Here is a 7,350-nt window from a genome sequence, read left to right on the forward strand (position 1 = left end):
GACGTCTACTTCTGCCATCACTTTTTGCGAACTATCGACGTGAACAAGCCAGATTACGGTTCATAATGTGTCCACTATGTCCCCGCACATGTGTCAACCATGTGTCCGGTCTGTACAGCTTTTCAAAGTGGCACGGCGTAAAGCCGGAACCTCAAGTGGCCGTGACCGCAGCAATGGATAGGATTGCTGAACGACAGTGCGGCGTTACAACGCTTTTAAAGATCAAAAGATCGCGAGCAAGCTCGCTCCTACGCGCGTGTTTTTGATCCAAGGGGCCCCTTAAACCGCGCTGGCCGAACGCAGCAAGGCCTGTAGGAACGAGCTTGCTCGTGATCTTTTGATCTGGCTTTTGATCCAAGGGCCCCCTTGAACCGCTGAACGACAGCGCGGCGTCGAAGACGGGGCGGCCCCTCCTACAGGGGGGGCTAAAACGAGCGTACGATCTTGCCCAGGGTTTCCATGGCTTTTTCGCAGGCGGCATCCCAGGGGCTGCCATAGTTCAGGCGGATGCAGTTGCGAAAGCGCTGGGTCGCGGAAAATATCGGCCCCGGTGCAATGCTGATGCCCTGGGCCAGGGCCATCTGGAACAGTTTGAGCGAATCGGTGTGTTCCGGCAGTTCCAGCCATAGAAAGTAACCGCCCGCCGGTTGACTGACGCGGGTCTGGGCCGGGAAATAACGGGCAATGGCCGCCAGCATGGCGTTTTGCTGTTCTTCCAGCGCATCGCGTAATTTGCGCAGGTGCCGGTCATAGCCACCGTGCTGCAAGTAGTCAGCAATGGCGGCCTGGGCGGGCATCGACGCACACAGCGAAGTCATCAACTTCAGGCGCTCGACCTTTTGCGCGTAACGGCCCGCTGCCACCCAACCGATGCGGTAGCCGGGTGCAAGGCTTTTGGCGAATGAGCCGCAGTGCATCACCAACCCTTCAGTATCAAATGCCTTGGCCGGTTTCGGCGCGTGCTGGCCGAAGTACAACTCGGCGTACACATCGTCCTCGATCAAGGGCACCTGGTGCTCACGCAACAGCTCCACCAGTGCCTGCTTTCTGGCCTCGGGCATGGTGGCACCAATGGGATTCTGGAAGCTGGTCATGCACCACACGGCTTTGACCGGGTAGCGCTCCAGGGTTTGGGCCAGCACGCCGAGGTCAATGCCATCGCGGGGGTGTACCGGAATTTCCACCGCCTTGAGCTTCAGGCGCTCCAGTACTTGCAGGCAGGCATAAAACGCCGGAGCTTCGATGGCCACCAGGTCGCCGGGTTCGGTGACGGCTTGCAGGCACAGGTTCAGGGCTTCGAGCGCGCCGTTGGTGATCAGCAGTTCTTCCATCGGCAGCATCAACCCGCCCACCATGTACCGCAAGGCGATCTGGCGGCGTAGTTGAGGATTGCCAGGGGACATGTCCGTGACCACCATGTGCGGGTCCATTTCACGGCTGGCGGTGGCCATCGATCGGGCCAGCCGTTGCAGCGGGAACAGCATGGGGCTGGGGAACGCCGAGCCGAATGGCACGGTGTGCGGGTCTTTGATCGAATTGAGCACCGAGAACACCAGCGCGCTGACGTCCACTTGGGTGGATTCAGTCGTGTGGCTGACCACCTCGGGTTCGGGAAACGGGCTGGGCGCATGCACGTTAACAAAATAGCCCGAGCGCGGTTTGGCGCGGATCAGGCCGCGACGCTCCAGCAAGTAATACGCCTGGAACACGGTGGACGGGCTTACGCCATACGTCTGGCTGGCGTAACGCACTGACGGCACACGCTGGCCGGGGCCGAGTACGCCGCTGCGGATCAGTTCGGCAATGTCGTCAGCGAATTTTTCATAGCGTTTCATAAAAGCTCTCGGAGGACCCTGTAGGAGCGAGCTTGCTCGCGATCTTTTGATCTTTTTAAGCGATCGCGAGCTCGTTCCGGGTGTGTAGGTCAACGATTCAACGGTGCCACAAAACGGCTCTTGGCCACACTGCGCACGGTAGGGTCGTCGGTGTCGGTGACGACAAACTCAATGGTTTGCGAACTGCTCTGAGGCCGGTCTGCCAGCAGTGCTACGGACACCGGCACATCGGCAATTTCGCCGGGGGCCAGGGTCAGCTCGGTTTTGCCCTGCAGTTGATAGCCTTCGCCGTCTCGCAGCGACACGCGGTACTGCTGAGGTTCCTGGGTTTTGTTGATGATCTTGAGACTATAGATGTTCTCGATCTGCCCTTGGCTGTTTTCACGGAACAACCCGCGGTCTTTGATCACATCCAGTGACACCATTGAGCGCTGATTCAGGGCAAGCACCAACGCGCCGATCATCACCCCCAGCACCAGGGTGTAGCCGATCAGGCGTGGGCGCAGCAGGTGCGTCTTGCCGCCCTGCAATTCGTGTTCGGAGGTGTAGCGCACCAGGCCACGGGCATAACCCATTTTGTCCATCACTGAATCACAGGCATCCACGCAGGCGGCGCAGCCGATGCATTCCATTTGCAAGCCGTCGCGAATATCGATGCCGGTAGGGCAGACCTGCACACACATATAGCAATCGATGCAGTCACCCAGACCCGTCTGTGCCGGGTCAACGCCACGCTTGCGCGGGCCACGGTTTTCGCCACGGGCCACGTCATAGGAAATGGCGAGGGTATCTTTGTCGAACATCACGCTCTGGAATCGCGCATACGGGCACATATGCATGCACACCGCTTCGCGTAGCCAGCCGGCACTGAGGTACGTGGCCCCGGTGAAAAACAACATCCAGAACAGGCTGACACCGGCGATTTCCAGGGTCAGCAGCTCGCTGGCCAGCGAGCGGATAGGGGTGAAATAGCCGACGAAGGTCAGGGCGGTCATCACGCTGATGGCCAACCACAGCGTGTGCTTGGCGGTGCGGCGCAGGAGCTTGTTGGCCCCCCACGGTGCCGCCTGCAATTTGATGCGCTGGTTTCGATCACCTTCCGTGACCTTTTCACACCACATAAACAGCCAGGTCCAGGTGCTTTGCGGGCAGGTGTAACCACACCACACCCGGCCGGCAAACACCGTGATTGCAAACAGACCAAAGGCGGCAATGATCAGCAGCGCGGACAACAGGATGAAGTCCTGAGGCCAAAAGGTGGCCCCGAAAATATGGAATTTGCTCTCAGACAAGTCCCAGAGGACTGCCTGGCGGCCGTCCCAATTGAGCCAGACGGTGCCAAAAAACAGTAGAAACAGAAAACCCGTGCCCACGATTCGAAGGGTACGGTACAGGCCGGTGTAGCTGCGGGTGTGGATCACGTTGTCGCTGGACTTGTTTATGATTTTTGCAGCGCTCGGGCGAGGCGCTTCAAAGGATTCAAGTCTCTGGACGGGAATCTGCTCGCTCATGGTCTTTCGCTCATCAACTTCCATCAGGTCAGGGCACTATGGCGTGCAAACTGTTTGCATAACAGGCTCAGGTATTTTATTAAAAACCAGATCAGATGCTTTTTGGCCTTCGCCTGCGACAGCCTGTCGCAGCCTCGCCAGGCCGCGGATTTAGCGTGATGGCTGCCAGTCTCACCGGGGCACGGTGTTGGCATTGATCGAGGTCAATCAATTAACCGAATCACGCACTGGCAAGCGGTTCTGTTCAAACGCGGGACAGGCGCGCCAGACGCTGCGCGGCCTCATGGGCGGGCCGGGCGGCGGACAGTCGGACATACAAGGTGCAGGCGGCACAAGGTTTTCCGGGTGGTGAACAATAATGCCGGGCGGCACTGCTGGAGTAAGACAGCACGCCGTTTCATTGTTGTTGAAAGTTGGATCCGTTATGACGTGGTCGGACGCAGGGAGGCAATTGAAAGTCTGAAAGAGGCGGAGTTTTAAAGTATTCAAGACAGATTAAAATGGTTTTAGAAGGTTTTATAAAGTTTAAAATTGTTCGAGTTTTCAGGCGTTTTCATTATTAACAGGTATTCTCTATTCAAGCGCCGTGCAGCGGCGTCAGCGGCACATAATTCGCTGATTTAAAGAGGTGTGATAAACGGTCAGCTATTATTGTCATAGTTTCGCTCAAGCCTCAGTGAATACGCCGCGATGCAGGATGAATATCGGAATTTAAAAATAAAAAGTTTGAACTTTCACACGCGTGGCGTGCTCGGATTCGGGTTCGAGGATGTGCGCCCAACAAATGCAGTGTGTGAAGAATGTCATATTTGAAAGGTTAACTGAGGTGGGGAGAGCTGCCATGACGGTTGAATTGTGGCAATTAGCGAGTGGGGAGGCTGTGCAACTGCAAAGCAGTTGGGGGGCTCAGAGTATTGTGATTGATCAGATAGAGCCCGTGATTAACGGGGGCGCATCCTTTGCGCAGGCGCGTCTGGGTGACGTCGTCCAGGTCAGTTGTTCGGTGTTCGCCCAGGGTGCACCTTTGGCGGTTCTTGCGCGTTGGCGGCATGTCGACTGCGGCGAGTGGAACAGTGTGTACCTGTCGAGTGCGCCAGACGGGCTGTGGCAGGGGCAATTTTGTGTCGAACGTGCGGGTTTGCACGTGTTTTGCATTGATGCCTGGGTGGATCAATACGCAGGCCTGTGCCTAGAGCTTAATCGCAAGTATCGGGCGGGAGATCCGGTCAACGAGATGATTGAGTCGGGGATCAACCAAGTGCTCTGCGCCGCGCACCGCTGGGAGGGCGCAGACCAGCAACCGCTGTTGCTTAAGCTGTATGAGCGGTTGGCCGGAGTGTCGGAGGAGCAACAGATTGTTGCCTTGATGCACGAAAGCAGTGCAGCGTTGATGCGCGATACCCAAGAGCGAACGTTCCTGGCTTTGAGCCCCGAGTTTTCGTTGTTTGTCACCTAACCTTCGCCGCACGGAGAGCCGCATGAGTGCAAGCAGAGCATCCGCAACAAGCAAGGACTCACGGCGACTCGCGACTGACGATGTAAACGCCTTGATCAAGGCAGAACACCCCGACCCCTTTTCCGTGTTGGGGCCTCATGCGCAGGCTGAGGGCGGGCAGGTGATCCGGGTTTATTTGCCGGGCGCGGTCAGTGTCAAGGTGCTGGCGCGCAATGGCGGGGACCTGCTGGGAACCCTTGAGTGCCTGCAGGCACCGGGCTTGTTTGCCGGCTACTTTGCGGCTGTGCAGCCTTATGCGTTGCAGATTGACTGGGGGGGTGTCGAGCAGATCAGCGAAGACCCTTACAGTTTTGCGCCGCTGTTGGGCGAGATGGATTTGTATTTGTTTGGCGAGGGCAACCACCGTGATCTGAGTCATTGCCTGGGCGCGCAATTGATGGCGGTGGAGGGCGTGCCTGGCGTGCGTTTTGCCGTGTGGGCACCGAATGCTCGACGGGTGTCCGTGGTAGGCGATTTCAACGGTTGGGACGGCCGCCGTCACCCCATGCGCCTGCGCCATCCCAGTGGGGTCTGGGAAGTGTTTGTGCCGCGTCTGCCGGCGGGCGAAGCCTATAAGTACGAAGTGCTGGGCGCAGAGGGCATATTGCCCCTGAAAGCAGACCCGGTGGCGCTGGCCACGCAGTTGCCGCCGGATACCGCGTCACGGGTTGCCGCGCCGCTGAGCATTGACTGGCAGGATGAAGGCTGGCTAAAGGCACGGGCCGAGTTCCAGCGCAGAGAGGCCCCGCTGTCCATTTACGAACTGCATGTGGGGTCGTGGCAGTGCGAAGAGCAGGATGACAGTGAGGTGTTGCGCCCGTACACGTGGGCCGAGCTGGCGACCCGCCTGATCCCCTATGTTCAGCAGTTGGGGTTCACCCACATTGAGTTGATGCCGATAATGGAGCACCCGTTTGGTGGCTCCTGGGGCTACCAACCGCTCTCGCAATTTGCCCCCAGCGCCCGTTACGGTTCGCCCGATGATTTTGCCGCGTTCGTCAACGCCTGCCATGTGGCGGGCATTGGCGTCATTCTGGATTGGGTGCCCGCGCATTTCCCCAACGACACGCACGGCCTGGCCCAGTTCGATGGCACGGCGCTGTATGAATACGCCAACCCGCTGGAAGGTTTTCATCAAGACTGGAACACCTTGATCTACAACCTGGGCCGCACCGAGGTACATGGCTTTATGCTGGCCTCGGCGCTGCATTGGCTCAAGCATTTTCATGTCGACGGGCTGCGGGTCGATGCGGTCGCCTCCATGCTGTACCGCGATTATTCGCGCAAGCCTGGCGAATGGATCCCCAACCGTGACGGCGGGCGGGAAAACCTCGAAGCCATTGATTTTCTGCGTCACCTCAATGACGTAGTGGCCCTGGAAGTGCCCGGTGCGCTGGTGATCGCGGAAGAATCCACTGCCTGGCCGGGCGTGACCCAAGGCACCGCGGAGGGCGGGCTGGGTTTTTCCTGGAAATGGAACATGGGCTGGATGCACGACTCGCTGCATTACATCCAGCAAGATCCGGTTTACCGCGCCCACCATCACCACGAGCTCAGCTTTGGCCTGGTATATGCCTGGAGCGAGCGTTTTATCCTGCCGATCTCCCACGATGAAGTGGTGCACGGCAAGCATTCACTGATCGACAAAATGCCTGGTGATCGCTGGCAGAAATTCGCCAACCTGCGGGCCTACCTGAGCTTTATGTGGACCCATCCGGGCAAGAAACTCCTGTTTATGGGGTGCGAGTTCGGTCAATGGCGCGAGTGGAATCACGACCAGCAATTGGACTGGTACTTGCTGCAATACCCCGAACATCAGGGCGTGCAGAAGTTGGTGGGGGATTTGAACCGCCTGTACCGAGAAATTCCGGCGCTGCATGAGCAGGACGATATTGCCCAAGGCTTTCAATGGCTGATTGGCGACGATGCCACCAACAGCGTTTACGCCTGGTTGCGCTGGAGCAAGGCCAAAGAGCCGCTGCTGGTGGTGGCCAACTTCACCCCGGTGCCCCGCGAAGCCTACCGTATTGGCGTGCCATTGCCAGGTACTTGGCACGAGGTCTTCAACAGCGACGCGGGCCTGTATGCCGGGTCCAATTATGGCAATGGCGGTGGCGTGATTGCGGAAGGCCTGAGTAGCCACGGCCAGCCGGCATCGCTTGCGCTGAACCTGCCGCCCTTGGGTGTATTGGTGTTGCGGCCCGAGGGGTGATGCGCTGAAGGTCGCGATCGTAAACCCTGAATCCCGGGTCAGGCAGGTATACCGCGTGGCCTGGCTTTACGACGACTGCGTCGCCGGACGTAGCCTCGTTCTACTCGTCAACTGCTACAGGGGTAGTCGCTGCCGATCGGGAAGATGCCCCGGGCTGCTGTTGTTTCAGTGTGAATGCTGAAGGCAGCTGGCGCACCGGGTACCTATCCGTTTTCGGGGTTTAACCGGTGCATCGGTTTCGCTTTTACAGCGAGTCCCTTTTGTCAAACAGCCACAAAAGGAACCAAAAAGGCCTTG

At 58.3% G+C, this 7,350-nt stretch carries 4 protein-coding genes; 2 read left to right on the plus strand and 2 right to left on the minus strand.

The features are described from left to right. Window positions 1-425 precede the first annotated feature (425 nt). Complete coding sequence (gene mapR / locus Q1W15_RS20660) at window positions 426-1,835, minus strand: GntR family transcriptional regulator MpaR (protein ID WP_300731641.1); 1,410 nt, start codon at window positions 1,833-1,835, stop codon at window positions 426-428. Window positions 1,836-1,924: 89 nt separating this feature from the next. Further along, a complete protein-coding gene (ccoG, locus tag Q1W15_RS20665; protein WP_300731645.1) occupies window positions 1,925-3,346 on the minus strand; it encodes a cytochrome c oxidase accessory protein CcoG in 1,422 nt (473 codons plus the stop codon). Between the two features lie 841 nt (window positions 3,347-4,187). On the opposite strand from ccoG, the gene Q1W15_RS20670 reads away from it, so the two are divergent. Both Q1W15_RS20670 and glgB read left to right on the plus strand, forming a co-directional pair. Then, entirely contained in the window at window positions 4,188-4,802 is a 615-nt protein-coding gene (locus Q1W15_RS20670) for a maltotransferase domain-containing protein (protein ID WP_300731648.1), read from the plus strand. Between the two features lie 22 nt (window positions 4,803-4,824). Next, a complete protein-coding gene (gene glgB, locus Q1W15_RS20675) occupies window positions 4,825-7,053 on the plus strand; it encodes a 1,4-alpha-glucan branching protein GlgB (protein WP_300731651.1) in 2,229 nt (742 codons plus the stop codon). Window positions 7,054-7,350: the final 297 nt, after the last annotated feature.

Source organism: Pseudomonas sp. (genome assembly GCF_030150285.1).
In the GTDB taxonomy this organism is placed as follows: domain Bacteria; phylum Pseudomonadota; class Gammaproteobacteria; order Pseudomonadales; family Pseudomonadaceae; genus Aquipseudomonas.

Coding starts and splice junctions, on each gene's coding strand:
- mapR (WP_300731641.1), bottom strand. CDS start 1,835: ATGAAACGCTATGAAAAATTCGCTGACGACATTGCCGAACTGATCCGC.
- ccoG (WP_300731645.1), bottom strand. CDS start 3,346: ATGAGCGAGCAGATTCCCGTCCAGAGACTTGAATCCTTTGAAGCGCCT.
- Q1W15_RS20670 (WP_300731648.1), top strand. CDS start 4,188: ATGACGGTTGAATTGTGGCAATTAGCGAGTGGGGAGGCTGTGCAACTG.
- glgB (WP_300731651.1), top strand. CDS start 4,825: ATGAGTGCAAGCAGAGCATCCGCAACAAGCAAGGACTCACGGCGACTC.